This window comes from Achromobacter sp. Root83 (genome assembly GCF_001428845.1).
In the GTDB taxonomy this organism is placed as follows: domain Bacteria; phylum Pseudomonadota; class Gammaproteobacteria; order Burkholderiales; family Burkholderiaceae_B; genus Achromobacter.
The window spans coordinates 108,676-133,548 of sequence record NZ_LMIU01000024.1 but is presented as its reverse complement, the minus strand read 5'-3'; the positions used below and the strand labels follow the sequence as shown (position 1 = coordinate 133,548).

At 68.0% G+C, this 24,873-nt stretch carries 24 protein-coding genes; 8 read left to right on the top strand and 16 right to left on the bottom strand.

Annotated elements, in window-relative coordinates; all coding sequences use genetic code 11:
* Positions 1–35: 35 nt before the first annotated feature.
* Both ASE30_RS22175 and ASE30_RS22170 read right to left on the bottom strand, forming a co-directional pair.
* On the bottom strand, positions 36–332 hold the full coding sequence (locus ASE30_RS22175) for a hypothetical protein (protein ID WP_057286440.1): 297 nt from the start codon (positions 330–332) through the stop codon (positions 36–38).
* Entirely contained in the window at positions 332–964 is a 633-nt protein-coding gene (locus tag ASE30_RS22170) for a LysE family translocator (RefSeq protein WP_057286616.1), read from the bottom strand. The genes ASE30_RS22175 and ASE30_RS22170 overlap by 1 nt, the downstream gene beginning before the upstream one ends.
* 156 nt (positions 965–1,120) lie before the next feature.
* Between ASE30_RS22170 and ASE30_RS22165 the strand changes: the two genes are divergently transcribed.
* Positions 1,121–1,948 carry a DUF72 domain-containing protein gene (locus tag ASE30_RS22165; protein ID WP_057286439.1) on the top strand — a complete coding sequence of 276 codons (828 nt, stop codon included), beginning with the start codon at positions 1,121–1,123 and terminating at the stop codon, positions 1,946–1,948.
* A gap of 18 nt (positions 1,949–1,966) precedes the next feature.
* On the opposite strand, the gene gorA is transcribed toward ASE30_RS22165, so the two are convergent.
* A complete protein-coding gene (gene gorA, locus ASE30_RS22160; protein ID WP_057286438.1) occupies positions 1,967–3,325 on the bottom strand; it encodes a glutathione-disulfide reductase in 1,359 nt (452 codons plus the stop codon).
* Between the two features lie 173 nt (positions 3,326–3,498).
* Here gorA and ASE30_RS22155 point away from each other — a divergent pair, with 173 nt between their 5' ends.
* A complete protein-coding gene (locus tag ASE30_RS22155; RefSeq protein WP_057286437.1) occupies positions 3,499–4,122 on the top strand; it encodes a LysE family translocator in 624 nt (207 codons plus the stop codon).
* 42 nt (positions 4,123–4,164) lie between these two features.
* Here ASE30_RS22155 and ASE30_RS22150 read toward each other — a convergent pair whose 3' ends face one another.
* Positions 4,165–4,491 (bottom strand): cytochrome c5 family protein, encoded by a 327-nt coding sequence (locus tag ASE30_RS22150; RefSeq protein WP_057286436.1) that lies wholly within the window; start codon positions 4,489–4,491, stop codon positions 4,165–4,167.
* Positions 4,492–4,559: 68 nt separating this feature from the next.
* Positions 4,560–5,642 (bottom strand): copper-containing nitrite reductase, encoded by a 1,083-nt coding sequence (gene nirK / locus ASE30_RS22145; protein WP_057286435.1) that lies wholly within the window; start codon positions 5,640–5,642, stop codon positions 4,560–4,562.
* Positions 5,643–5,833: 191 nt separating this feature from the next.
* Between nirK and ASE30_RS22140 the strand changes: the two genes are divergently transcribed.
* The gene (locus ASE30_RS22140; protein WP_057286434.1) at positions 5,834–6,616 is read left to right on the top strand and encodes a Crp/Fnr family transcriptional regulator; all 783 of its coding nucleotides are present in this window, start codon (positions 5,834–5,836) and stop codon (positions 6,614–6,616) included.
* 19 nt (positions 6,617–6,635) lie between these two features.
* Here ASE30_RS22140 and ASE30_RS22135 read toward each other — a convergent pair whose 3' ends face one another.
* Positions 6,636–7,529, bottom strand: a complete 894-nt coding sequence (locus ASE30_RS22135; RefSeq protein WP_057286433.1) for an SUMF1/EgtB/PvdO family nonheme iron enzyme — start codon at positions 7,527–7,529, stop codon at positions 6,636–6,638.
* Positions 7,530–7,640: 111 nt separating this feature from the next.
* A complete protein-coding gene (locus ASE30_RS22130; protein ID WP_057286432.1) occupies positions 7,641–9,926 on the bottom strand; it encodes a nitric-oxide reductase large subunit in 2,286 nt (761 codons plus the stop codon).
* Positions 9,927–10,145: 219 nt separating this feature from the next.
* Here ASE30_RS22130 and ASE30_RS22125 point away from each other — a divergent pair, with 219 nt between their 5' ends.
* A complete protein-coding gene (locus ASE30_RS22125; RefSeq protein WP_057286431.1) occupies positions 10,146–10,850 on the top strand; it encodes an aspartate/glutamate racemase family protein in 705 nt (234 codons plus the stop codon).
* A 13-nt stretch (positions 10,851–10,863) separates the two neighbouring features.
* On the opposite strand, the gene ASE30_RS22120 is transcribed toward ASE30_RS22125, so the two are convergent.
* Positions 10,864–11,574, bottom strand: a complete 711-nt coding sequence (locus tag ASE30_RS22120; RefSeq protein WP_057286430.1) for a Crp/Fnr family transcriptional regulator — start codon at positions 11,572–11,574, stop codon at positions 10,864–10,866.
* 160 nt (positions 11,575–11,734) lie between these two features.
* Here ASE30_RS22120 and ASE30_RS22115 point away from each other — a divergent pair, with 160 nt between their 5' ends.
* Together ASE30_RS22115 and ASE30_RS22110 are read left to right on the top strand one after the other, a co-directional pair.
* On the top strand, positions 11,735–13,390 hold the full coding sequence (locus tag ASE30_RS22115; RefSeq protein ID WP_057286429.1) for an acyl-CoA synthetase: 1,656 nt from the start codon (positions 11,735–11,737) through the stop codon (positions 13,388–13,390).
* A 35-nt stretch (positions 13,391–13,425) separates the two neighbouring features.
* Positions 13,426–15,195, top strand: coding sequence for an acyl-CoA dehydrogenase (locus ASE30_RS22110; RefSeq protein WP_057286428.1), 1,770 nt, complete (start codon positions 13,426–13,428; stop codon positions 15,193–15,195).
* Between the two features lie 3 nt (positions 15,196–15,198).
* Here the strand turns inward: ASE30_RS22110 and ASE30_RS22105 are convergent, their stop codons facing one another.
* Positions 15,199–16,518: an MFS transporter gene (locus tag ASE30_RS22105; protein WP_082601678.1), complete on the bottom strand. Its 1,320-nt coding sequence runs from the start codon at positions 16,516–16,518 to the stop codon at positions 15,199–15,201.
* A 127-nt stretch (positions 16,519–16,645) separates the two neighbouring features.
* Here ASE30_RS22105 and ASE30_RS22100 point away from each other — a divergent pair, with 127 nt between their 5' ends.
* A complete protein-coding gene (locus ASE30_RS22100) occupies positions 16,646–17,101 on the top strand; it encodes a helix-turn-helix domain-containing protein (RefSeq protein WP_057286427.1) in 456 nt (151 codons plus the stop codon).
* A 72-nt stretch (positions 17,102–17,173) separates the two neighbouring features.
* Here ASE30_RS22100 and ASE30_RS22095 read toward each other — a convergent pair whose 3' ends face one another.
* The 4 genes from ASE30_RS22095 to ASE30_RS22080 form a co-directional block, all read right to left on the bottom strand.
* On the bottom strand, positions 17,174–18,145 hold the full coding sequence (locus ASE30_RS22095; protein WP_057286615.1) for a pyridoxamine 5'-phosphate oxidase family protein: 972 nt from the start codon (positions 18,143–18,145) through the stop codon (positions 17,174–17,176).
* A gap of 31 nt (positions 18,146–18,176) precedes the next feature.
* The gene (locus ASE30_RS22090; protein ID WP_057286426.1) at positions 18,177–18,806 is read right to left on the bottom strand and encodes a glutathione S-transferase family protein; all 630 of its coding nucleotides are present in this window, start codon (positions 18,804–18,806) and stop codon (positions 18,177–18,179) included.
* A 105-nt stretch (positions 18,807–18,911) separates the two neighbouring features.
* The gene (locus tag ASE30_RS22085; RefSeq protein WP_082601677.1) at positions 18,912–19,799 is read right to left on the bottom strand and encodes a LysR family transcriptional regulator; all 888 of its coding nucleotides are present in this window, start codon (positions 19,797–19,799) and stop codon (positions 18,912–18,914) included.
* Positions 19,800–19,963: 164 nt separating this feature from the next.
* Positions 19,964–20,848, bottom strand: coding sequence for a LysR substrate-binding domain-containing protein (locus ASE30_RS22080; protein ID WP_057286424.1), 885 nt, complete (start codon positions 20,846–20,848; stop codon positions 19,964–19,966).
* A gap of 123 nt (positions 20,849–20,971) precedes the next feature.
* On the opposite strand from ASE30_RS22080, the gene ASE30_RS22075 reads away from it, so the two are divergent.
* Entirely contained in the window at positions 20,972–21,646 is a 675-nt protein-coding gene (locus tag ASE30_RS22075) for a flavodoxin family protein (RefSeq protein WP_057286423.1), read from the top strand.
* Between the two features lie 18 nt (positions 21,647–21,664).
* Here ASE30_RS22075 and ASE30_RS22070 read toward each other — a convergent pair whose 3' ends face one another.
* From ASE30_RS22070 to hmpA, 3 genes are all read right to left on the bottom strand, one after another.
* Positions 21,665–22,912, bottom strand: coding sequence for a D-amino acid dehydrogenase (locus ASE30_RS22070; protein ID WP_057286422.1), 1,248 nt, complete (start codon positions 22,910–22,912; stop codon positions 21,665–21,667).
* A gap of 172 nt (positions 22,913–23,084) precedes the next feature.
* The gene (locus tag ASE30_RS22065; protein WP_057286421.1) at positions 23,085–23,522 is read right to left on the bottom strand and encodes an Rrf2 family transcriptional regulator; all 438 of its coding nucleotides are present in this window, start codon (positions 23,520–23,522) and stop codon (positions 23,085–23,087) included.
* A gap of 58 nt (positions 23,523–23,580) precedes the next feature.
* Entirely contained in the window at positions 23,581–24,798 is a 1,218-nt protein-coding gene (gene hmpA, locus ASE30_RS22060; protein ID WP_057286420.1) for an NO-inducible flavohemoprotein, read from the bottom strand.
* Between the last annotated feature and the right edge of the window lie 75 nt (positions 24,799–24,873).

Below are 24,873 nucleotides of genomic sequence, written 5' to 3'. Positions count from 1 at the left end.
GGCGGACTGGATCATGGCGGACACCGAAAAAAACGCTAGTCGACCAGCCCGCCCAACACCAGCAAGGCCATGAACAACCAGAACAGAAAGCCGATGATGGAACGTCGCAGCAGCGCCTTGACGGCGCCCCACAGGAACACCAGCCCCAGCGCCAGCAAGACCAGATTGAATATCGATGGGCTCATGCCCATCGCGCCGGCAAGCCCGGAATAGAAGTCCCCCAAGGCGCTGCCCAGGCCGCCCAGCAGCCACTTGATCCCCGCGACAATCGCGCGCAACGCCTCGCCGAGCATGCCGCCCAGCGATGCGAAGAAACCGTCCTGGCTCTGCATCAGCGGCGGGTATCCACGAGCATGCGCACGGCCAGTCCGGCCAGCACCGTGCCCATCAGCCAGCGCTGCAGCACCATCCACAGCGGACGGCCCGCCAGGAAGCCGGCGATCGAGCCGGCCGTGATGGCGATGAGCGCATTCACCGACAGGCTGATCGCCACCTGCGTCATGCCCAGCGCCAGCGTCTGCGTGAACACGCTGCCGTGCTCGGGCTGGATGAACTGCGGCAGCAGCGACACATACATGACGGCGATCTTGGGATTCAGCAGATTGGTCACCAGGCCCATCGTGAAAAGCTGGCGCGGGCTGCTTTTGGGCAGGTCGTACACCTGGAACGGCGACCGGCCGCCCGGACGGACCGCCTGCCATGCCATGTACAGCAGGTAGAGGGCGCCGCCCACGCGCAAGGCGTCATAGGCGTAGGGCACCGCCATGAGCAGCGCCGTGATGCCGAACGCCGCGCATCCGACATAGAAAATGAACCCGACCGCCACCCCGCCCAGGGAGATCAGGCCCGCCTGCGAGCCTTGCGAAATGGAACGGGACACCAGGTAGATCATATTGGGCCCGGGCGTGAGCACCATGCCCAGCGCAACCAGGGCGAACGTCAGCAGATGAGTCAGGTCGGGCATGATGAGCCGGCCGGGGGCCGCCCGGTAGTCGATACGTGAACGCACACCTTATCCCAAAACTGTATCGGAACAAGGGATTTTTCTTGCCGGGGTTTACCGCCGAGTGGCGCCGGCGATACAGTTAGCCGGTTCTCTCACCCGCGAGGAGCCCTGCACATGCCGCAACGCCATCCGTCCCCTGAGGACAGGCCCGACGCCATCCGCGTCGGCATCGGAGGCTGGACCTACGCGCCGTGGCGCGGCGTGTTCTACCCCGAAGGCCTGGCCCACGCGCGCGAGCTGGAATACGCCAGCCGCCAGCTCACCGCCATCGAGATCAACGGCACCTACTACAGCACCCAGAAGCCGGCCACCTTCGCCAAGTGGCGGGACGAAACCCCCGAGAATTTCGTGTTTTCATTGAAGGCCTCGCGTTATGCGACCAACCGCCGCGAACTGGCGGGCGCGCAAGACTCCATCGCGCGTTTCCTGCACAGCGGCATCGCCGAACTGGGCCCCAAGCTGGGGCCTATCGTCTGGCAGTTCGCGCCCACCAAGGTTTTCGATCCGGAGGACTTCGGCGCCTTTCTGGCGCTCCTGCCGGACGAACTGGACGGACTGCCGCTACGGCATGCGCTGGACGTGCGCCATCCCAGTTTTGCCTGCGTCGAATACGTCGAACTGGCCCGCCGCCACGGCGCCGCGACCGTCTATACCGACAGCGAAGACTACCCGTCTATCGCCGACCGCACGGGCGGCTTCGTCTACGCGCGCCTGATGCGCGCCAGCACCGCGTTCAAGGCGGGCTACGCGCCCAAGGCGCTGGATGCGTGGGCCGAACGCCTGCGCGTCTGGGCGCGCGGCGCCGACCCTGCCGACCTGCCCCGCGTAGAGCAGAAAAAGTCCACCGCCGCGCCGCGCCCGCGTGACGTGTTTGCGTACTTCATCAATGGCGCGAAAGAGCGCGCGCCGGCCGCGGCGCGCGCCATGATCGAACGCCTGTAGCGCCCGATCCCGGACGGCTTACTGCGCCACGGGCGTGCGCAGGGTCACGAACTCTTCGGCGGCCGTCGGGTGGATGCCGATGGTGTCGTCGAACACCTGCTTGGTTGCGCCGGCCTTCAGCGCCACCGCGATGCCCTGCACGATCTCGCCCGCGTCGGGGCCGACCATGTGCACGCCCAGCACGCGATCGGTCTTGGCGTCGACGACCAGCTTCATCAGGGTCCTTTCCTGCGATTCGGTCAGCGTCAGCTTCATGGGCCGGAAGCGGCTTTCGAACAGCTTGACCTCGTGGCCGGCCTCGCGCGCCTCTTCGGTCGTCATGCCGACGGTGCCGATGTTCGGCAAGCTGAACACCGCGGTGGGAATCAGCTTGTAATCCACCTTGCGGTATTCCTCGGGGCGGAACAGGCGGCGCGCCACCGCCATGCCTTCCGCCAGCGCCACGGGCGTCAGCGGCACGCGGCCGATCACGTCGCCGATGGCCAGGATGGACGGCTCGGCCGTGCGGTATTCGTCGTCCACGTCGATGAAGCCGTCTTTTCTCAGCTTGACGCCGGTGTTCTCCAGACCCAGATTGTCCAGCATGGGACGGCGGCCGGTGGCGTAGAACACGCAGTCGGTCTCGATGACCGAGCCGTCCTTCAGCGTGGCGGCCAGCGTGCCGTCGGCGCGCTTGTCGATGCGCGTGACTTCCGTGTTGAAACGCAGGTCGATGCCTTTTTTCACGAGCTCGTCGCGCAGGTGGTCGCGCACGCCCTGATCGAAGCCGCGCAGAAACAGCGGGCCCCGGTAGGACTGGACGGTCTGCGCGCCCATGCCGTTGAAGATGGACGCGAATTCCACGGCGATGTAGCCGCCGCCCACCACCAGGACGCGGCGCGGCAGGGCCTTCAGGAAGAAGGCCTCGTTGGAGGTGATGGCGTGTTCCTTGCCGGGAATGTCCGGCACCTGGGGCCAGCCGCCCGTCGCCACCAGGATGTTGGCGGCGGTGTGGGCCTTGCCGTTGATCTCGACCGTGTGCGGATCCAGGATGCGGGCGTGGCCTTCCAACAGCGTCACGCCGCTATTGACCAGCAGGTTGCGGTAGATGCCGTTCAAGCGATCGATCTCGCGATTCTTGTTGGCGATCAGCGTGGCCCAGTCGAACTTGGGCTGCCCGGCGGTCCACCCGAAGCCATGCGCCTGTTCGAAGTCCTCGCTGTAATGGGCGCCGTAGACCAGCAGCTTCTTGGGCACGCAGCCCACGTTGACGCAGGTACCGCCCAGGTAGCGGCTTTCCGCCACCGCCACGCGCGCGCCGAAGCCCGCCGCGAAACGGGCCGCGCGCACGCCGCCGGAGCCCGCGCCGATCACAAACAGATCAAAATCGAATGCCATGGTGTTCTCTTCGCGCGGCCTTGCGGCCCCGCGTTCACTGTCCGGGAAAGCTGTATTTAACACCACCCGGCGGCGGTGTCCGGACCGCGCCGGTTTCCAGGCGCCAGGCGTTGCGATACATTGGCCGCAGGCTGGCCGCAACGCGCCTTCCTTCCCTCTCTGGAGCTCGACCCATGTCGCTTGAAACCTGGCTGGCCTTCCTTGGCGCCTCGGCATTGCTCGTGATGCTGCCCGGCCCCACCATCCTGACCGTCATCAGCTATTCCATCACGCACGGCAAGGGCGCCCGGCTGCCGCTGGTGCTGGCCGTGGCGCTGGGCGATTCCACCGCCCTGGTGCTGTCGCTGCTGGGTCTGGGCGCGCTGCTCGCGGCGTCGGCCTTCTGGTTCACGGTGGTCAAGACCATCGGCGGCCTGTACCTGCTCTATCTCGGCTACAAGCTGCTGCGCGCCGGCGTGTCCCCGGCCACCCTGCCCGCGGCCACCCCCGCCGGCTCGCGCTGGAGGCTGTTCGCCAACACGTATCTGGTCACCGCGCTGAACCCCAAGGGCATGATCTTCTTCGTGGCCTTCCTGCCGCAGTTCATCGACCCGGCGGGCGACGTGACGCGGCAGCTCTGGATGCTGTCGGCCACCTTCGTCGCCTGCGCCGGCATCAACGCCACCGCCTATGCGGTGTTCGCGGGTTCGGCCCGGCGCATGCTGGCGTCGCCCCGCGCGCAGCGCGGCTTCAATCTGGGCGGCGGCGCCATGCTGTCCGCCGCCGGAATATGGGCCATGCTGGCGCGCCGGGTCTAGGGTCTAGGATCCAGAGTCCAGGGGTTCGGGCCAGAGGCCGCGCTATTTCGCCGCGGCCATCATGTATTCCACGGCGGCGCGCAGCGTGGCTTCGTCGGCCGCCGAGCCACCCCGCGGGGGCATGGCGCCCTTGCCTTTCAGCACGGTAACCATCAGCGCGTCGGCGCCCTGCGCCAGGAACGGCGTCCAGGCCTGCTTGTCACCCAGCTTGGGCGCGTTGGCCACGCCGCTGGCATGGCATACGACACAGGCCGACTTGTAGAGTTTTTCTCCGGCGGGATTGACGGAGGCCAGGGTATCCGCCGCGGCCTGCTGCAAGGGCAGGCAGGCCAGGGCAAGGGCAAATGCGATTCGGGCAGTATTGAGCATGGCGAAGACTCGCGGCTACGGGTTCGGGAAAAGCGGCAAGGCGCGGACCGCGCCCCGCCGCCAGGCCATCAACGCGGGATCGGACCCGGCGCCTTGATCTGCTTCATCAGGTCGTCATTCCATTTGCCTTCGACCTTGATGTGCCCGGCCGCGCCCAGTTCAAAGGCCTCGATCAGGTTGTGGTTCAGATACGCGTACACCCCTGGCTGCTTGAAGGTGTAGAGCGCCGCGCCCGCCGAACCGCCACGGATGAACCAGGTTTCCAGGTTCTTTTCGGGCGGGTTGCCGAACTTGCCGGTCTCCCAGACCCAGTCGCCGTGGCCGCCGATCAGGTGCGGACGCGTGTCGCGATTGGCCTGCGAATGGATCAGCAGCACGGTCTCGCCGACCTTGGCGGTAAGCGCATTGTTGCCAGTCAGCGCGCCCACCTTGCCGTTGAAGACGATGTGCGAGGGCGTCAGCTTGCGCATCACCTCCACGGTGTCGCCGTAGCTTTCGGCCAGGGTCGCGTAGTCCTTGTACTTGCCGTTCCCGTCCTTGGGGATGTACAGGTCGAATTCGCCGATCGTGTAGGCGCGGTCATAGTGCAAAGGCTTGCCCTGCGGATCCTTCAGGCCTTCGCGCGGCAGCACCATCAGCGTGCCGCTCATGCCCGAGACCACGTGCCATGGCACCATGCCTTCAGGGGCACAGTGGTAGACGAAGGTGCCGCTGCGATCCGCCTTGAAGCGCAGCGTGGCCTGTTCGCCCGGGTTCACGTTGGTGAGCTTGGCGCCGCCCAGCGCGCCCGTCGCGGCATGGAAGTCCACGTTGTGCGGCATCGCGTTGGAGGCAGGATTGACCAGCGTCACTTCCACATAGTCGCCCTCGTGCACCACCATGGTCGGGCCGGGCATCGAGCCGTTGAACGTCATGGCCTGCAGCGTGGTGCCCTTGTCGTCGATGACCATCTTCTTTTCCTCGATGGTCATGACGAACTCGATCACCTTCGGTCCCGACTTCGCCACCTGCTCGTGCGGGTGGACCATCGGCGGGGCGACCAGCGTGACTTTGGCGCGCGGCAGCTTGTCGGCGTTCTGGGCGAAAGCCGGTCCTCCGGCCATCGTGAGAACCAGGGCCGCTGCAAGCAAGGTAGGGCGCAACGCGTTCATGTGCTACTCCTCTTTCGGTTTCTTCAAAGCCGAGTCTGTCGGCAACTCCATTGAAGAACCGCGGGCGATTGCGTTCTTTGCTGTAGCGCAAACTTCGGACCAGCCCGTGGCCGCGCGCGCATTGTCAGCGGGGGCCGCCGGTGTCACCATCGAGGCGTGGAAAAATTCTCCACGGCCACACGCGGACCGCCATGCCATCGCCTTTATGCCATGCCCTGCTGCGCAACCTGGATCTGTTCAGGCCTTTGTCCGATGCGCAGCTAGACGCAGCGCTGCAGGGCGCCACGCCCTGCCGTCTTGAAGCCGGTGAAGTCGCGTACCGCCAAGGCGCCGACGGCGCGCATTTCTTCGTGCTGTTGCACGGCTGCCTGAAGGTCGCCCAACTGACCGCCGAGGGCGAACAGGTGGTCGTGCGCTACGTCAACCCGGGCGACATGTTCGGACTGGCCTGCGCCATGCGGCAGTCCTGTTATCCCGCGACGGTGCTGGCCGTGCAGGAAAGCGTCTGCCTGGCCTGGCCGGCGTCCGCCTGGGAAGGCTTCACGGCCAGCCATCCGCAGCTTGGCGCGATCGCGCTTCAGACCATGGGGCAGCGCCTGCAGGACGCGCACATTCGCATCCAGGAACTGTCCACCGACGAGGTCGAACAGCGCGTGGCGCGCGCGATCCTCCGGCTGGTGCAGCAATCCGGCCAGCCCACGCAAGAAGGCATCGGCATCAGCTTTCCCATCACCCGTCAGGACGTCGCCGAAATGACCGGCACCACGCTGCACACCGTCAGCCGGCTGCTCAGCGACTGGAAGCAGCGCGGCATCGTGACCAGCGGGCGCAAGCGCATCGTGCTCCGGTCCCCCGCGGCGCTTGCGCGCCTGTCCGAAAACGCGCAGGCCGCCCCGGATTGCGCGGCCTGCCTGTCCTGCCGGGACGGGCCGCCCGCGGCCGAAGACCAGGCCGCCGAGCTGGCGGCGCACTGAGGCCCTTGCGTCCCGGCCGCTAGCCCTCTTCCAGCACCAGGCGCAGTCCCAGGTTGGCGGGCGGCAGGCCGACCGAACACGCGCCGCTCTTGGGGTCGCGGATGAAATCGGGCAGAAAGGCGATATGGCGGCCCGCCGCCACGCGTATGCCGCAATTGCGGCCCTGGGCCGCATCGGATGCGCCGTCCGTGCGCGCATCCAGCACCCGCCGCGAATGGCAATCCGAGGTCCAGTCCCACACGCTGCCCCCCATGTCCTTCAAGCCCGCCGCGTTGACGCCGTATGCGCCGAACGGGCGTACCGCCGTATCGGCGGCCTCCCCGCCCCGGCGGCTCTGCTGCTCGTATTCCGCCAGCCATCGCTGGGCCGGATCGCCTGCCGCGGGATCGCCCGCCGCGGGATCGCCTGCCGCAGGACCGCCTGCCGCAGGACCGCCTGCCGCAGGATCGCCTGTGCCGGGTTGATCCGGCAGCGTTTCCTCCCGGTAGGCCTCGCCCGCCGCGTAAACCCATTCTCCATAGTCCGGCAAGCGGAAGCGCCGGCCGGTGGCGGCCGATAGCCAGGCCGCGTAGGCCGAGGCGTCCGACCAGCTGATGCCGACGGCGGGCAGGTCCGGCGCAGACGCCCGGCGCTGCGCCGCATCCAGCGGCTTGCAGCCGCCGGCGTTTACGCACGCGGCGTATTCCGCCTGACTGACCTGGCGCGTCATGATGGCCACGCCGCGCGCATGCCGGGCGATGGTGGGCGCCGGCGTCACGGGATAGCCATTGCGCAGCGCCTCGCCCGGCGGCTGAAAGCTGACTTCTCCCGGCGGCAGGCGCGTGAGTTCCGGCAATGCAAAACGGGCCCGGTCTGCGGGCCCGCAAGCAGTCAACAACAATGAAATGGCGGTGGCGATCGGCAGGAAGCGCATGCGGAGTTTCTCCGGAGCGCCCGCGCCACGACGGCGCGGGCTCTGCTTCCATTGGACCGTCAGCGCGGGCCCGCCACGTTGCGCTGGCGCAAAGTGGCGGATGCCCGCGGATCAGCCTCGCGCAGCCTTGGGCTGCAGACGCGGCTCGGCCAGCGAGGGCTTGGCGCTCAGGAGCCCCAGGATCACTTGCATGACCATGGCCAGCGCGCCCAGCAGGAACACCACGTCGCCAAAGGTGCGGCCCCAGCGCAGGGTCTTCAACAGATCCTGCTGCATGAAGGCCTCGCTGCGGGCATACCACATGCCTTCGCTGACGCTGGCATGGAACTGGATCAGGCCCACGGGCAGCAGGCTGGTGAAGATCATCAGCGCCAGGCCCACGTTCATGCCCCAGAACGCCAGCTTCATCAAGCCAGGGCTAAGGGAATACTGCGGACGGATGTAGCGCAGCACCAGCAGGGTGAAACCCAGCGCCAGGAAGCCATACACCCCGAACAGCGCGGCGTGCGCGTGGACCGGCGTGGTGTTCAGGCCCTGGATGTAATACAGCGAGATCGGCGGATTGATCATGAAGCCGAAGACGCCCGCGCCCAGCATGTTCCAGAAGGCCACGGCCACAAAGCACATCAGCGGCCACTTCAGGTCGGCCATCCACGGCGCGCGGGTCTTCAGGCGCCAGTTTTCCCAGGCCTCGTGGCCCAGCACGATCAGCGGTACCACTTCCAGCGCCGAGAAGCTCGCGCCCACCGCCATCACGGGCGTGGTCGTACCGGCGAAGTACAGGTGATGGAACGTGCCCGGAATGCCGCCCAGCATGAACAGCGAGGCCGAGGCCAGGCTGGCGGTGGTTGCCATGCGGCGCGACACCAGGCCGAGCGTCGAGAAGATGAAGGCCAGCGCCGTGGTGGCGAACACTTCAAAGAAGCCTTCGACCCACAGGTGGACGATCCACCAGCGCCAGTACTCCATCACCGTCAGGTGCGTGCGTTCGCCGTAGAAAAAGCCCGCGCCGTAGAACAGCCCGATCGCGCCGACGGAAGCCGTCAACAGCGCCAGCAGGTTCTTGTCGCCGCCCGGCGTGCGCAGGGCGGGCACGATACCGCGCAGCATCAGCACCAGCCAGAAGCAGATGCCGGCGAACTTGCCGATCTGCCACAGGCGTCCCAGGTCCACATATTCATAGCCCTGGTGGCCCAGCCAGAAGTTCAGGTCCGGCGGCATGATCTGCGCGATGGCCAGGTAGTTGCCGGTAAACGAGCCGACCACCACCAGCACCAAGGCCCAGAACAGGATGTCCACGCCCACCTTCTGATACTTGGGATCGCGCCCGCCGTTGATCAGGGGCGCCAGGAACAGGCCCGCGGCCAGGAAGCCGGTGGCGATCCAGAACAGCGCGCTCTGGATGTGCCAGGTGCGCACCAGCGAATAGGGGAACCACTGCGATACGTCGATGCCATAGAACTTCTGCCCTTCAACGGTGTAGTGCGCGGTGAAACCGCCCAGCAGCACCTGGAAGCCGAACAGCGCCACGACCAGGAACAGGTATTTGCCCAGCGCGCGTTGCGACGGCGTCAGGGCAAACGTGGTGAGCGGGTCGCGCGCGGGCGCTTGCGGCTCTTCTTCTTCCTTGCCGCGCAGGAACGCCCAGGCCCAGACCAGGAAGCCGATGCCCGCCAGCAGCACCACCACGCTGATGATGGACCACATCACGTTTTCCGCGCTGGGCTGGTTGCCGATCAGCGGTTCGTGCGGCCAGTTGTTGGTGTAGGTGACCGGCTTGCCCTCGCGCTCGGTCGCCGCCGCCCATGCCGTCCAGAAGAAGAACTGCGTGAGCTGGGTGCGGCGCGCGGCGTCGGGCAGCGTGTTTTCCTTCATCGCGAAGTTCTCGCGGCTGCGGTGCAAGGCCGGCGCATCCGAGAAAAGCTGGTCGTAGTAGGCCGCGGTCTGCTCGATGGCGAGCGCGCGGCGCGGCGTGATCGTCAAGGTGTCCGTGGCGGCGTCGCTGCGGTTGCCGCGGTACTCGGCCTTGAGCGATTCGCGCAGGGCTGCCTGCGCGGGCGCGGCGAGCTTATCGTAGGCCTGGCCGTGCTCATCGCGCGCGGCCAGGTCCAGCCAGGCCATCAGTTCGCGGTGCAGCCAGTCGGCCGTCCAGTCCGGCGCCTGGTACGCGCCGTGCCCCCAGACCGAGCCTAGCTGCATGCCGCCCACGGACTGCCAGGCGGTCTGACCGTCCAGGATGTCCTCGCGGCCGAACAGCGCCCGGCCGTCCGTCGTCACGATCTGCCCGGGGATGGGCGGAGCCTGCCGGTAGACCTCTCCGCCGTAGAAGCCCAGCAATGCGAATGTGATCGCCACCACGGCGATCAACGTGAACCATAATTTCCGATACGGACCCATGATGGGAACGCCCTCCTGTGTTGCGGTTGGTTGGGTACGTTCCCTTATGCGAAAACCGTGCCAGAAAAAAAGCCCGGCGAATCAGCGCCTTGAAATCGGCGGGGTTATTTCTACCGTTCAGGAAAAGGGTATAAATCACTGGCGCCGGGTTCTTTTCACCCTGACACCACCCGCCCGGGCGCGCCCGCCACTTGCGGATACCGAACAAGGATCCCCCACATGACCGCCATGCCGCTGCACATCGGAATCGTCGCCTGCTCCGCCGAAGGCGCGGCGCTCTGCTACCGCACCGTGTGCGCGGAAGGCGCGCGGCGCATGGGGCCGCACGCGCACCCCGAAATATCGCTGCACACGCATTCGCTGGCGGACTACGTCGCCTGCCTGGACCGTCGCGATCTGGCCGGCGTGGGCGCGCTGATGCTGTCGTCCGCCGAAAAGCTGGCGCGCGCGGGCGCGGATTTTCTGATCTGCCCGGACAACACCATCCATCAGGCGCTGGACCATGTGCTGCCGCGGTCTCCCCTGCCCTGGCTGCATATCGCCGAAGAAGCCGCCAGCGCGGCGGCGGCGCGCGGCTATCGCCGCATCGGCATCCTGGGCACCCACTGGCTGGTGGACAGCGACGTCTACCCCGCCAAGCTGAGCGAACGCGGCCTGGACTATCTGCGCCCGCCCGAGGACGACCGCCAGGCGCTGGGCCGGATCATCATGGACGAGCTAGTCTACGGCGTGTTCAAGCCGGACTCCGTGGCCCGGCTGCAAGGCATCATCGAGCGCCTGCGCGGCGCCGGCTGCGACGCGGTGGTGCTGGGATGCACCGAATTGCCGCTGGTGCTGAACGACGGCAATTCCACCCTGCCCACGCTGGACTCCACCCGCATCCTGGCGCGGGCGGCGCTGGCCCGCGCCTTGCAGCCCGCGTGAAACCCCGGGCCTTTCAGATCTGGTCCAGCCCGTATTGACGCAGGCGGTCGAGTTCCCGCACCTTGATCTGGTTGTAGGCCAGCGCCAGGATTCCCTGATCGGCCAGCGCCTGCAAGGCCTGGTTGACCCGCTGCCGCGACAGTCCCGTCAGAAAGCCCAGTTCTTCCTGGGAGATCGCCAGGGTCAGGTCGGTGGACGGATATAGCTGCGGGTTGAATAGCTGCGCCAGCGATTGCGCCACCCGCGCATCGGCATCCAGCAAACGGTGGTTCTGGATGGACGCGATGAACTCGCCCATGCGGTCATTCAACTGGCCGATGACGAAGTGCGAAAACGGCAGGCTGGCCGACAGCAGCGCGTGAAACGTGGCGGACGGCACCAGCATCACCAGCGACGGCTGGATCGCCACCACATCGTATTTGCGCAGCTCGCGCTTGATGACGCTGCCCTCGCCGAACCAGCCGCCCGGCGGCACGCCCGAAAACGTGCAGCTACGGCCCGACTCGTTGTAGATCGCCAGCTTCAGCAGGCCCTTGTTTACGCCCAGCCAGTAATCCGAGGGCGCGTTGCGCCGCGCGATCCAGGCGCCGCTGGCGACGTGTTCGGCGCGCGAAGTGGCCAGCACCAGGTCCTGGTGCCGGGCGTCCAGCGCGGCGAACCAGGCGCAGGCGCGAAACAGCCGGGACAGCTCTGCGGGGGAAACTGCGTTTGAAACATCGGACATGTGCGGAACCGTGTAAAACTTGGGGAAACGGGGCCGGCCGGCGGTCTGTCATGCAGGCGACAGACACCATTTTCCGGCCAGGCATAAGCTGGAGCAAGCGACGGGGATCAAATACCCCGCAGACGTACCGGCGGCGCCCGCGCCCCATCGGAGACAAAACATGAGCAGCATGTTCGATCACGGCCTTGCGCGCCGTGAGGCCAATTACGAAGCCCTGACCCCCGTGGATTTCATCGCACGGGCGGCGCAAGTCTACGGCCATCGGCTGGCCATCGTCCACGGCAAGACGCGCCGAACCTGGGCGCAGACCTACGAGCGTGCCCAGCGGCTGGCCGGCGCGCTGGCGCAAGCCGGCATCAAGCGCGGCGACACCGTCGCCGTGATGCTGCCCAATATTCCGGCCATGGTCGAGGCGCACTTCGGGGTGCCGATGCTGGGCGCCGTGCTCAACACGCTGAACACCCGCCTGGACACGCCCAGCGTGCTGTTCATGCTGGGCCATGGCGAAGCCCGCGCGCTCATCATCGACACCGAATACGCCGAACTGGCCCAGCGGGCCCGCGCCGAGTTTCCGCATCTGGCGGTCATCTCCGTGCATGACCTGGAAGGCGCGCCCGCCACGCTGCCGGGCGCCACCGACTACGAGGCGTTCCTGGCCGCCGCCCCCGCCGAGTACGACTGGAAGCCGCCCGCCGACGAATGGGACGCCATCGCCCTGAACTACACGTCCGGCACCACCGGCGATCCCAAGGGCGTCGTGTACCACTATCGCGGCGCCTACATGAACGCGATCAGCAACATCCTTGAATGGGACATGCCCAAGCACCCGGTGTACTTGTGGACGCTGCCGCTGTTCCATTGCAACGGCTGGTGCTTCGCCTGGACCGTCGCCGCGCGCGCCGGCGTGAACGTGTGCCTGCGCAAGTTCGATCCCCAGACCGTGTTCGACCTGATCCGCGATGAAGGCGTCACCCACTACTGCGGCGCGCCCATCGTGCAAAGCGCGCTGGCCAACGCCCCGGCCGAGATGCGCGCCGGCATCACGCATACCGTGCGCACCATGGTGGCGGGCGCCGCGCCCGCGCCCGCCGTCATCGCCAAGATGCGCGACATCGGTTTCGAGCTGACCCATGTGTACGGGCTGACCGAAGTCTACGGCCCCGCCGCCGTCTGCGCCCGCCAGGACGCCTGGGACGCGCTGGACGACGAACGGCGCGCGCTGCTGACCGCGCGCCAGGGGGTGCGCTATCACCTGCAGGCCGGCGTCTCCGTGCGCAACCCGCAGACCATGCAGGCCGTGCCGCCCGACGAACAGACCATCGGCGAAATCATGTTCCGCGGCAACATCTGCATGAAGGGCTACCTGAAGAACGAACGCGCCACCGAGGAAGCCTTCGCGGGCGGCTGGTTCCATACCGGCGACCTGGGCGTGATGACGGCCGACGGGTATGTCCGCATCAAGGACCGCAGCAAGGACATCATCATCTCGGGCGGCGAGAACATCTCCAGCATCGAGGTCGAGGACGCGCTGTACCGCCATCCCGCCGTGGCGGCGGTGGCCGTGGTGGCCATGCCCGACCCCAAGTGGGGCGAGACGCCCTGCGCCTTCGTCGAACTCAAGCCCGGCTGCGCCGCCACCGCCGAGGAGATCATCGCGCATTGCAAGCTGCTGCTGCCCGGCTTCAAAGTGCCGCGCGCGGTGCGCTTCGGTGAACTCCCCAAGACCTCCACCGGCAAGATCCAGAAATTCGAGCTGCGCGCGGCCGTGGGCGCCACGTCGGCCATCGACGTCGCCAATCCCGACAAGCCTGCCTGATTCCCTTTCCCCAAAAATCCAGGAGCGCATACGCCATGACGTACCAAGCCCCCGTGAAAGACATGCTGTTCGTGCTGAACCACCTGGCCGGCCTGCCCCAAGTGGCCGCCCTGCCCGGTTTCGAGGAAGCCACGCCCGACACCGCCCAGGCCGTGCTGGAAGAATCCGCCCACTTCGCCGCGGACGTCCTGGCGCCGTTGAACCACCCCGCCGACCGCGAGCCCAGCACCTGGCGCGACGGCGCCGTCGCCACCGCGCCGGGCTTCAAGCAGGCCTTCCGCCAATACGCGGATGCAGGGTGGCAGGGCCTGTCGCATCCCGTGGAATACGGCGGCCAGGGGCTGCCCGGCCTGATCGGTTCGCCCTGCGCCGAAATGCTGAACGCCGCCAACCTGTCGTTCGCCTTGTGCCCGTTGCTGACCAACGGCGCCATCGAAGCGCTCATGACGGCGGGATCGCCCGAGCTGCGCGAGCGCTTCATCGGGCCCATGATCTCCGGCCAGTGGACCGGCACCATGAACCTGACCGAGCCGCAGGCCGGCTCCGACCTGGCCATGATCCGCACCCGCGCCCAGCCGGTGGGCGACGGCACCTACCGCCTGTCCGGCACCAAGATCTTCATCACCTACGGCGACCATGACCTGACCGAGAACATCCTGCACCTGGTCCTGGCCCGGCTGCCCGATGCGCCCGAAGGCGTGAAGGGTATCTCGCTGTTCCTGGTGCCCAAGTTCCTGATCAATGACGACGGCACGCTGGGCGAGCGCAACGACGTCGCCTGCGTGTCCATCGAACACAAGCTGGGCATCAAGGCCAGCCCCACCGCCACGCTGCAATTCGGCGATGCCGGCGGCGCGCTCGGCTACCTGGTGGGCCAGGAAAACCGCGGCCTGGACGCCATGTTCATCATGATGAACGCCGCCCGCTACGCGGTCGGCGTGCAAGGCATCGCCATCGCCGACCGCGCCTACCAGCACGCGCTGGCCTATGCCGCCGAGCGCGTGCAGAGCCGCCCCGTGGACGGCTCGTCGCGCGACGCCGTGCCCATCATCCAGCACCCGGACGTGCGCCGCATGCTGGGCACCATGCGCGCGCTGACCGAGGCCGGCCGCGCGCTGGCCTACGTCACGGCGGGCCACGCCGACCTGGCGCACGCCAGCCCCGACGCCGGCGAGCGCAGGCGCCAGCTCGCCATCCAGGAATTCCTGGTTCCCATCGTCAAGGGCTGGTGCACCGAGATGTCGATCGACGTCGCGAGCCTGGGCGTGCAGGTCCATGGCGGCATGGGATTCATCGAAGAGACCGGGGCGGCGCAGTACTACCGCGACGCGCGCATCCTGACCATCTACGAAGGCACCACCGCGATCCAGGCCAACGATCTGGTCGGCCGCAAGACCTTGCGCGACGGCGGCGCCGTGGCGCGCGCATTGCTGGACGCGGTGCGCCAGACCGAAGCCGACCTCGAAGCCCGCGGCGAGCCCGCCGCCAAGCGCATGCTCAAGCCGCTGCGCGAGGCCCGCGAAGCGCTGGCCAGCTCAGTCGAGTTCATCCTTGCCAATGCCGCCGGCAACCCCAATGCGGTCTTCGGCGCCGCGGTGCCCTACCTGCTGCTGGCGGGCACCACGTTCGCCGGCTGGCAGATGGCCCGCGCCCTGCTCGCCAGCCTGGACCTGCAGGCCGAAGACCCGGCCTTCCACAACGCCAAGATCGCCACCGCGCAATGCTATGCGCTGCACAAGCTGACGCAGGCGCCGGGGCTGGCGGCGGTGGTGCTGGGATCGGCGGAGTACGAGGTGCAGCCGTAGCGCCTAGACGCGTCCCTGACCGCAGGGCCGGGGCTCCGGGGGCCGGGCCTGCGGCAGCCTGCCATCCTCGGACCGGCCATGCGGCGACCGGGCATCCGGCGACCCGCGCAAGCGGGCCGAACCGCGCGGCGCCGTCGCCGCCCAGAACAGCAATGCCGCCACGCTGATGCCCGCGCCCAGCGCGCATACGCCCAGCCATCCGGCCCGCGCGTACACGGCCGTGGACGCGATCGATCCGAGGCCGCTGCCGACCGCGTAGAACATCATGTAGGCGCCCACCAGCCGGCTGTGCGCCTGCGCGCCGATGCTGAAGATCATGGCCTGATTGGTCACGTGCAGCGCCTGCAGGGCGACGTCCAGAACCAGCACGCCCAGCGCCAGCGCCCACAGGCTGCGATCCAGGAACGCAATCGGGATCCAGGCCAGGCACAGCAGCGCCAATCCCGCGCCCGTGGTCTTCTGGCCATGGCCGCTGTCGGCCAGCCGGCCGGCGCGCGCCGCCATCAGCACGCCCACCACACCCACCAGCCCGAATGCGCCCACCGCCGTATGCGACAGCGAATGCGGTGGCGCGCTCAGCGGCAGCACCAAAGCGGTCCAGAACACGCTGAGCGCCGCGAACATCAGCAGCGCGATCGTGCCGCGCACGCGCAAGACCCGCTCGGTGGCAAGCAGCACGCAGACGGAACGCAGCAATGCGCCGTAGCTCAGATCGGCCGTGGGCAGGCGGCGGCGCGGCAGCCAGCGCGCCAGCACCAGCGCCAGCAGCGCGGACAGGCAGGCCGATACGAGATACACGGCGCGCCAGCCCCACAGGTCCGCCACCGCGCCGGCCAGCGTACGCGCCAGCAGCAGGCCGATCACCACGCCGCCTTGGGCCGCCCCCACCACGCGCCCGCGCTCGGACGGCGCGGCCAGCGCGGCGGACAGCGCCAGCAGACCCTGCGTCATCGCCGTGCCCAGCAGTCCCAGGACCACCATGCCCGCCAGCAGCCAAGGCGAATTCGCCGACGACGCCACCGCGCCCAGGGCCAGTACCAGCAGGCCCAGCTGCGCCAGCATGAGCCGGCGCCGGTCCAGCAGATCGCCCAGCGGCACCACGAACAGCAGCGCAATCGCGCACCCTAGCTGCGTGGCGGTGACAACCCAGCCGACCGCCGCCTCGTCCATGCCGAACTCACGTCCGATGGCGTCCAGCAAAGGCTGGGCGTAGTACACATTGGCCACGCTCAGGGCGCAGGCCACGGCCAATAGCATGACGAGGGCGGCGGGCATTCGGCCCTCGGGTTCGCAAGCGGGGGGTTCGGGGCGCGTCGCGGCCATCTGCCGTCCTTTTGTGGTTGTATTACGAAACCAGAATGCTAGACCTGCAGGTTTTATAATGCAACCGTAAATTGCAGGCCCCGCCGTTGCCGTCCGCTACCGTCATCTCCCTTCATGAGGATCCGACATGGTCAAACGCACCAGCCTTGAAGGCGCCGCCTGCCCCGTGGCGCGCTCGCTCGACGCCATCGGCGACTGGTGGTCGCTGCTGATCGTGCGCGATGCCTTCGACGGCCTGCGCCGCTTCGGCGAATTCCAGAAGAGCCTGGGCGTGGCCAAGAACATCCTCAGCGATCGCCTGCGCACGCTGGTCGCCCACGACATCCTCGCCGTCGCGCCCGCGTCCGACGGAAGCGCCTACCAGGAATACGTGCTCACGGAAAAAGGCCAGGCGCTGTTTCCGGTGATCGTCGGCCTGCGCCAGTGGGGCGAAGCGCATTACTACAGTCCCGGCGAAGCGCATTCGACGCTGATCGACCGCAAGCGCGGCCAGCCGGTGCGCCGGATGGAGATCCGCGCGCAGGACGGCCGCTTGCTCGGCCCCGGCGACGCGGTCGTGCAGAAGACGGCGCAGACCGGCTAGGGCTGGCTAGGGCGGGCTAGGGCGGGCTAGCGCTGGCTAGGGCCGGCGCCAGGCTGGCGCCGTTTGCACACCCTAGGCCGCCGGCCATTGCCCGGTCGCCAGCGCGGTCGGGGAATAGGCGTCGAACCGCCAGCGCAAAGCCAGCGCGCCCGGCCGCCGCACCACGCGGCGCACATGCACGCGCCACAGTCGTTCAGCCCCCTCGAACGCCGCAATCGCAGGGTCGTCCAGAATCACTTCCGCGCGTCCGCACAGTTGCAGCACATCGCCGCGCTCAAAATCCACGAAGAGCAGTCCGGCCACGGGGTTGGCCGTCAGGTTGCCCAGCGTGTTGAAGAAGCGGTTGCCGGAAAAATCCGGAATGGTCAGCACATCGCCGTCCACCCGCACGAACCCCGGCTTGCCGCCGCGGTGCGAGACATCCACGCCGCGGCCGCCGGCGCTTTCGTCCCGGTCCACGTAGCTGGCGACAAAGAAGGTGTCGGAAGCCGCGATCAGCGCGCGCGCCGCGTCGTCCAGTCCGGCGCGTTCGGGCAAGGCGGCGGCGAAACGCATCGACGGCGCGCGCGAAAGATAGAAGTCGCGCGACTGGATGTACTGCGGGCAGTTGCCGAAGGACTGCGCCACGGCAACGTCGAAGCGCTTGCCGTCCCAGCCCGCGATGCGGCCGTTCATGCGGTTGCGGCGGCGCGTATGCAATTCGATCCCCAGCAGGCCCACCGCCTGGCCCGGCCCCAGGCCGGCGCGCAAGGGGTCGTCCACATCGGGCATGGCGGTCACGCGCAGGGTGCGCGGATCGGGCGACACGGCAAACCCCGGCTCGCCCTCCAGCACGCCCGCCCAGGGATCGCCCTGCCCGTCCACCGCGCCCGCCACCAGGAAGGGCAGTTGCGCGAAAAAGTCGCGATGCTGGTCGGGCATGTAGTCGCGGATGACCTTCGGTCCGATCTGCGCCATGCGCGCGGCGACGCCCGCGTGGTCTTGCAACTGGCGTTCGCCGGCGTGCCAGGGCAACGGGGCGAGAGAGGTCTCGGGAATGGTCATGATGATGTCCACGCGGGCGCGGCGCCCGTCTTCAAGCAGCCAACAGGCCCACGGGGGACGAGGCCATGGGGACAAAGCGCGGCAGGTTCTCGATGCGGGCGAGCCACGCCCTGACATCCGGATAGTCCGCCAGGGACACGTTGCCCTCGGGCGCATGCGCCACGTAGGCATAACAAGCCACGTCCGCGATGGTCGGCGCGCTGCCCGCCAGGAAATCGCGGCGGCCCAGCTCTTTGTCCAGGACGGCCAGAAAGGCATGCGCGCGCGCCACGGTGCTCTCGGCGTCGTACGGCGCGCCAAACAGCGTCACCAGCCGTGCCGCGGCGGGGCCGGTCGCCAACGGGCCGGATGCCGCCGACAGCCAGCGCTGCACGGCGGCGGCGCCCGCCGGATCGGCGGGCAGCCATGCGTCGCCGCCATAACGCTTGGCCAGATAGATCAGGATGGCGGTCGAATCGGCGACCACGACGCCGCCGTCGTCGATCACCGGCACCTGGCCAAACGCGTTGAGCATCAGGAATTCAGGCCGTTTCTGTTCTCCGCCCCGCAGGTCCACGTTGACGGTCCGGTGCGGCACGTCCAGCAGGGACAGCATCAGCGCGACGCGGTGCGCATGGCCGGACAGGGAAAAGCTGTAGAACGTCAGGGGGGTGGCTTGCATCAGGGGCTCCAGGTGGAATCGAGCTTCCATCTTGGACCGCCGCGCGCCAAAGGTGAACGGCCAGCGTCGGCAAGACACTCTTGCGGCGCATGAAATAAAGCAGCCTCAGGCCGGCAGCGCGGCCAGATCGCGGCGCAGCGCCTGCACGCAGAATTCCACGAAGCTGCGCACCTTGGCCGAACTCTTGCGGCCTTCGGGGTACACCACATGGACCGGCATCGGCGGCAGCTCGAAATCCCGCAGCACCACTTCCAGGGCGCCGCTGGCCAGATGCCTGGCCACCTGATAGGACACCACCTGCGTCAGGCCCCAGCCCTCGCGGGCCGCCATCACGGCGGCCTGAAACGACGTCACCGTGAGCTGCGATTCCACATTCAGTCGCCGGGCTTCCCCGTCCTGCAGGAAGCGCCATTGCGGCCCCCTGCCCTCCATGGCCGCAGTGATGGTGCAGAAACGATGCAGCGCATCCAGGTCCTGGGGCGCGCCGTGCTGCCGCAGGAAGTCAGGCGACGCGCAGACCACGCGGCGCACATGCCCGACCGGCACCGCGGTCAGCGTGGAATCCGGCAAGGCGCCGATGCGCACGGCCACGTCGATGCCTTCGTCCAGCAGATTCACCACGCGGTCGACCAGCAGCGCTCGCACCGAGACCTCGCGGTGTTCGCGCAGGTAGCCCAGCACGGCGGGCATCACGTGCAGTTCGCCGAACAAGGCAGGCGCGGTGATGCCGAGCGCGCCGCGCGGCGCGGACATCGCGCCCGCGGCGGCGTCATCGGCCTGTTCGACCTCGTCGAGGATCCGGCGGCAGTCGGCGGCGTAACGCTGCCCCGCCTCGGTCAGGCGCAGGCTGCGGGTGGTGCGCACCAGCAGCAAGGCGCCCAGCCGGTGTTCCAGCGCCGCGACGCTGCGCGTCACCGAGGGCGCGGACATTTCAAGGCGGCGGGAGGCGGCGGCGAAGCTGCCGGCTTCGGCCACCGCCAAAAAAACCGTCATTTCATGGAATCGATTCACGGCTCGCGGGCTCCGCTGATTGAATGGGCGCGCCGATTGCGGCGACGCTGTCATTGACGCATTGCACCAGGATTTCGTCCAGCGTGGCGGCGGGACAGTCGGGGTTGCCGCTGCCCCCGCGCCTCGGGCCGATCCGGAGAATCGCCCTAAGCGCGGAATTCCTTGCGCAGCCACGTCAGAAAAGCCCTGACGGGCGGGTGCCGTTCGCGCCCGGGCGCGCACAGCGCGGTATAGACCGAACCCTCGACGCGGACCTGCGGGCGGAACGGCACCAGCGTTCCCGCGGCAACGCTGTCCGACACCATGACCGAACTGGCCAGCACCAGGCCCTGGCCCGCGATGGCGGCCTGCAAGGCATAGTGTTCTTCCGTGTAGGCGTGCTCGGTGGCGGGCCGGCGCCACGCCGGCAGTCCGGCGGCCCCGCACCAGTCCTGCCACCCCTGGCCGTACAGCTCGGAATCCTGCCAGCGCACGGTCACCAGCGCGGGCGCGCGCCTGCCCGCCCGCGCCACTTGCGCCGGCGACCCGTAGACGCCGAACCATTCGGGGAGCGCGCAGGCCGCATGCAGCGCCGGATAGCGCTGGCGGCTATAGCGGATGGCCACGTCCACGCTGGCGTCCTGCAGCAGATCCACGGCGTCCGGGTTGGCGTCCAGGCGCAACTGGTATTGCGGACAGGCCTGGTGGAAACGTCCCAGCCGCGGCACCAGCCACAGCGCCGCGAACGAATGCGTCGTGGACACCGTCAGCGCCCCCGAGGCGGGCGCGGGCCGCAGGGCATCCAGGGTCTGCGCCACGTCCAGCAAGGCGCCATGCACGCCCGCGAACAGGCGCGCGCCCTTGTCCGTCAGGCGCACCCCGCGCGGCACGCGATCGAACAGCGCGCATCCCACGTGCCGTTCCAGTGCCTTGATCTGATGGGACACCGCGGTCGGCGTGACGGAGAGCTCGGCCGCCGCAAGCTTGAAGCTGCGCAGCCGGGCCGCGGCCTCGAACGCGCGCAGCGCGGTGACGGGAAGCGAGGCGAACATGGCCAGATTCCTGAATGAATTGAATTCATCTTAATCAAGGAATCGTCATTTGTCGCCCCCCCCCTCAAGCGCCACCATTCGCCTTGGGATTCAGGTCTTTCCCTTCCACCCTTGGAGCCAAGCATGAATTCAAATCAACAATCCAACCGCCTGCTCATCCTGGTCGGCAGCCCGCGCCGCAACGGCAACAGTGCCGCGCTGGGCGAGGCCGCCCGACACGGCGCCGACGCGGCCGGGTCGTTCACGACCCTGCTGTTCCTGGACGATTACATCCAGGGGTTCCTGCCGGACCTGCGGCACGCGGACGTGCCCGCCGACCGCTACGCCGAACTGTTCCTGGAGCACTTTCTTCCCGCCGACGGCGTGCTGATCTGCACCCCCGTCTACTGGTACGGCATGTCCGCGCAGGCCAAGGCATTTTTCGACCGCTCGTTCAGCCACTACGCAGGCGCGGGCCCGGAACCGGAACGCGTCAAGACGCACATGGCCGGCAAGCGCCTGGGCCTGGCTGTGGCGTCCGAAGAAACCTATCCGGGCGCCGCGCTCGGCATCGTGCATCAGGTGCAGGAGTACGCGCGCTATACGCATTCGGATTTCGTCGGCTACGTGCACGGCGCCGGCAACCGGCGCGGCGAAGTGGCGCTCGATCCGCGGCGGCCGTTGGCAGCGGCAGAGACGCTGGGCGCCGAGTTCTTTACCCGGAAGTATTCGGATTACCGGCTCGAGACCCCCCGCAGTCACAGCGTGTGGGAAGCGCCCGCGCCGGCCCGGGCCGAGACGCCAGGCGTGCCGACGTAGATCCGTTTGACCGCGGGGTCAGGGCCTGAACGGCGTGGCGTCCAGCGGCAATTCCAGGCCGGTCATCTGCGCGGCCAGCAGCGCGGCGCTGCCGCAGGCCAAGGTGAAGCCCAGCGCGCCCTGGCCGATGTTCAGCCAAAGGTTGTCGGCCGCCGGGCTGCGCCCGATCAGCGGCTTGCCCGTGGGTGTGGCCGGTCGCAGTCCGGCCCACGGTATGGCCTGGCGCAGATCCAGCGCGGGAAAGGCCTCGTGCACCTGGCGCTTGAGCAGATCGATGCGCGCCGTGTCGATATCGGCATTGGCGCTGCCGATGTCGACCATGGCCGCGATCCGCAGCACCCCACCCACGCGCGCGTAGACGATGCGGCGTTCGTAGTCGGTCACGCTGATGCGCGGCGCCACCGTGTCGTCTTCCGCCAGCGGCACGCTCAGGCTGTATCCCTTGAGCGGATACAAGGGCACGTCGTGCCCCAGGGGCTTGAGCAGGGCGCGGGTGCCGATGCCGGTGGCGAGTACCACGGCATCGGCGCCGATGTCGCCGTCCCGGGTATTGACGGCCACGATACGGCGGCCTTCGCGCTGCAGGCCGGAGACGGGATTGGACATGGCGCACTGCACGTTGCCCAGTGTCTGCAGGCGGTCGAACAGCGCCTCGGTGAACTGGCGGCAATCGCCCGCCTCTTCGCTGGGGGTATAGATGGCGCCGGCCAGGCTGCCGCCCATGCCGGCCAGCGCGGGTTCGCGCGCCAGCGTCTGGGCGGCGTCCAACACCTGCTGGTCGGCGCCGTGCGCGGCCTGGTAGGCCACCAGCGCGCGGGCCTTGTCCAGCAATTCCGCGCTGCGGTAGGCGATGAGCTTGCCGTTCTTCAGATGGCCGAAGTCCAGGTTCTCCTGTTCCAGCAAGGCATGCATCACGTCGCGGCTGAGATAGGACAGGGTCAGGAGCTGGGCGGTGGACTTCCTGGCCACCGATGCCCGGCACGCCAGCGCGAATTGCAGGCACCAGCGCCACTGATGGGGATCCAGCCGTGGCCGGAAGCGCAACGGCGAGTCCTGGCGCAGCAGCCACCCGGGCACGCTGGGCAGCACGCCCGGCCCTGCCAGCGGCGCCACATAGCTGTAGCTGAGCTGGCCGCCATTGGCATAGCTGGAGACTTCCGCCGGACGGGGCTGGCCGTCCACCAGCACCACGTCATGGCCCTGACGCGCCAGAAAATAGGCCGATGCGACACCCACGACGCCGGCGCCGATTACGCAAACGCGCATACCGTTATCCAAAAAAGACTGCGAATGCGTCCATTCTGTAACACGCGCGCCCGCGCCGGCAAATGCCAAACGCCGCAGGGGCCATAACCAAACATCATGCCCGCTGGGACGCTGCCCGGCCTCGGGGCACGCGGTGCAAAGTGATCTCAGGGCATGCGGTGCATGCGTGATCTCAGGCCACGCGGTGCAACTTGATGATGGCGGCCGCCGTCGGTTCTCGCACCAGGTCGGCCAGCGTATAGCCGTTGAGCACGTCATAGAATGCCTGCAGCGTCTGCGCCAGCACGCCCGACAGCCGGCAGACGCCGTCCAGCGCGCAGGGCGGCTCATGGCAATCGATCAGCGGCCCCTGCTGCTCCAGTTCGCGGATCAGGTCGCCCACCCGGTAGTCGGCGGCCGGACGCGCCAGGCTCAGCCCGCCGCCCTTGCCGCGCGTCGTGCTGACCCACCCGCGCTGCGCCATGAAATGCACCACCTTGACCAGATGATTGCGCGACAGCGCGAAGCGGTCGGCGATCTCTGGAATGGTGACGGCGGCGGGCCGGTCACGGCATTGCGTCAGGTACATCAGGACGCGCAGGCCGAAGTCGGTGAATCGGGTCAGTTGCATGGCTGGTTGGAGTGAGATCCGGGCGGCCCGGGAGGACCAGGCCGCCAGGATACACCGCTCAGGCGGGCGCGCCGCCGGTGCCGAAGGCCTCGGCGTGGATGCGGTCTTCCGCCACGCCCAAGCCTTGCAACGCCTCGCGCTGCGCGCGCATGAAGGCGGCCGGACCGCACAGGTAATAGTCCGCGCCGGGCACGATGGCCTCGTCGCGAATCGCGTGCAGATCGACGCGGCCCTGGTAGTCGTAGTCGCGGCCGGGCTCGTCGCCGTGGCCGACTTCCTCGTAGAACACCGCCTTGCGCACATTGCCGCGTTCGGCGGCGATGCCGTTGATGTGGTCTTTCATGGCATGCACCGAACGGTTGCGGCAGCCGTGCACGAAGCGGATCTGGCGGCCGTCGTCGGCACGCACCAGATGGTTCAGGATCGACACCATGGGCGTCAGGCCCACGCCGCCGCTCAGCAGCACCACCGGCGCATCGCTGTCTTCGCGCAGATGGAAGTCGCCCTGCGGCGGCGCCACGTCCAGCACGCCGCCTTCTTCCAGGCGGTCATGCAGCGCGTTGGACACGCGCCCGGCGGGCGTCTGATGGCCGGCCGCTTCGCGCTTGACCGAAATGCGCAGGCGATCCTGGCCCGGCGCGTCCGACAGGCTGTACTGGCGGGGCTGCATGAGGCCCAATTCGGGCACGTAGACGCGCACCGATACATACTGGCCAGGCCGGTATGCCGGCACCGTGCCGCCGTCGGCCGGCGCCAGGTAGAACGAGGTGATTTCGGCGCTTTCAGGCTGCTTGCCGACCACCCGGAACGCCCGCCAGCCCGTCCAGCCGCCCGGCTTGTTCGCGGATTCCGCGTACAGGCGCGCTTCTTCGGCAATCAGCAGATCCGCGAGCTGGCCATAGGCCGCGCCCCAGGCGTCCACCAGTTCATCCGTGGCCGCCTCGCCCAGCACTTCGCGGATCGAAGCCAGCAGGTGCTTGCCCACGATCGCATAGTGTTCGGGCCGGATGCCCAGGCTGACGTGCTTGTGCACGATGCGCGTCACCACGGGCATCAGCACGGAAGGATCCTCGATGTGCTCGGCATAGGCGGTCACCGCGCCGGCCAGGGCGTGCTGCTGTTGGCCGCCCGCTTGGTGGGCCTGATTGAAGATGTGCTTGAGTTCGGGATTGTGCTCGAACATGCGCGCGTAGAAATGCTTGGTCAGCGCTACGCCGTGCGTCTTCAGGACGGGGGCCGTGGCCTTGACCAGCTCGCGGGTTTGGGGGCTCAACATCTGCTGCTCCTAGTGGTGCGATCGTGCTCGCTTTTAAACATATATTTATAATACATCTTTAAAAGCGAATCGTGA

Excerpts from the sequence above, each read along its gene's own strand:
- ASE30_RS22155 (WP_057286437.1), top strand. The coding sequence starts at position 3,499 with ATGTCGCTTGAAACCTGGCTGGCCTTCCTTGGCGCCTCGGCATTGCTC.
- ASE30_RS22100 (WP_057286427.1), top strand. The coding sequence starts at position 16,646 with ATGGTCAAACGCACCAGCCTTGAAGGCGCCGCCTGCCCCGTGGCGCGC.
- hmpA (WP_057286420.1), bottom strand. The coding sequence starts at position 24,798 with ATGTTGAGCCCCCAAACCCGCGAGCTGGTCAAGGCCACGGCCCCCGTC.
- ASE30_RS22120 (WP_057286430.1), bottom strand. The coding sequence starts at position 11,574 with ATGTCCGATGTTTCAAACGCAGTTTCCCCCGCAGAGCTGTCCCGGCTG.
- ASE30_RS22090 (WP_057286426.1), bottom strand. The coding sequence starts at position 18,806 with ATGCAAGCCACCCCCCTGACGTTCTACAGCTTTTCCCTGTCCGGCCAT.
- ASE30_RS22065 (WP_057286421.1), bottom strand. The coding sequence starts at position 23,522 with ATGCAACTGACCCGATTCACCGACTTCGGCCTGCGCGTCCTGATGTAC.
- ASE30_RS22135 (WP_057286433.1), bottom strand. The coding sequence starts at position 7,529 with ATGCGCTTCCTGCCGATCGCCACCGCCATTTCATTGTTGTTGACTGCT.
- ASE30_RS22110 (WP_057286428.1), top strand. The coding sequence starts at position 13,426 with ATGACGTACCAAGCCCCCGTGAAAGACATGCTGTTCGTGCTGAACCAC.
- ASE30_RS22080 (WP_057286424.1), bottom strand. The coding sequence starts at position 20,848 with ATGTTCGCCTCGCTTCCCGTCACCGCGCTGCGCGCGTTCGAGGCCGCG.
- ASE30_RS22175 (WP_057286440.1), bottom strand. The coding sequence starts at position 332 with ATGCAGAGCCAGGACGGTTTCTTCGCATCGCTGGGCGGCATGCTCGGC.
- ASE30_RS22085 (WP_082601677.1), bottom strand. The coding sequence starts at position 19,799 with ATGACGGTTTTTTTGGCGGTGGCCGAAGCCGGCAGCTTCGCCGCCGCC.
- ASE30_RS22170 (WP_057286616.1), bottom strand. The coding sequence starts at position 964 with ATGCCCGACCTGACTCATCTGCTGACGTTCGCCCTGGTTGCGCTGGGC.
- ASE30_RS22115 (WP_057286429.1), top strand. The coding sequence starts at position 11,735 with ATGAGCAGCATGTTCGATCACGGCCTTGCGCGCCGTGAGGCCAATTAC.
- ASE30_RS22150 (WP_057286436.1), bottom strand. The coding sequence starts at position 4,491 with ATGCTCAATACTGCCCGAATCGCATTTGCCCTTGCCCTGGCCTGCCTG.
- nirK (WP_057286435.1), bottom strand. The coding sequence starts at position 5,642 with ATGAACGCGTTGCGCCCTACCTTGCTTGCAGCGGCCCTGGTTCTCACG.
- ASE30_RS22130 (WP_057286432.1), bottom strand. The coding sequence starts at position 9,926 with ATGGGTCCGTATCGGAAATTATGGTTCACGTTGATCGCCGTGGTGGCG.
- ASE30_RS22140 (WP_057286434.1), top strand. The coding sequence starts at position 5,834 with ATGCCATCGCCTTTATGCCATGCCCTGCTGCGCAACCTGGATCTGTTC.
- ASE30_RS22075 (WP_057286423.1), top strand. The coding sequence starts at position 20,972 with ATGAATTCAAATCAACAATCCAACCGCCTGCTCATCCTGGTCGGCAGC.
- ASE30_RS22105 (WP_082601678.1), bottom strand. The coding sequence starts at position 16,518 with ATGGCCGCGACGCGCCCCGAACCCCCCGCTTGCGAACCCGAGGGCCGA.
- ASE30_RS22095 (WP_057286615.1), bottom strand. The coding sequence starts at position 18,145 with ATGACCATTCCCGAGACCTCTCTCGCCCCGTTGCCCTGGCACGCCGGC.
- ASE30_RS22165 (WP_057286439.1), top strand. The coding sequence starts at position 1,121 with ATGCCGCAACGCCATCCGTCCCCTGAGGACAGGCCCGACGCCATCCGC.
- ASE30_RS22125 (WP_057286431.1), top strand. The coding sequence starts at position 10,146 with ATGACCGCCATGCCGCTGCACATCGGAATCGTCGCCTGCTCCGCCGAA.
- ASE30_RS22070 (WP_057286422.1), bottom strand. The coding sequence starts at position 22,912 with ATGCGCGTTTGCGTAATCGGCGCCGGCGTCGTGGGTGTCGCATCGGCC.
- gorA (WP_057286438.1), bottom strand. The coding sequence starts at position 3,325 with ATGGCATTCGATTTTGATCTGTTTGTGATCGGCGCGGGCTCCGGCGGC.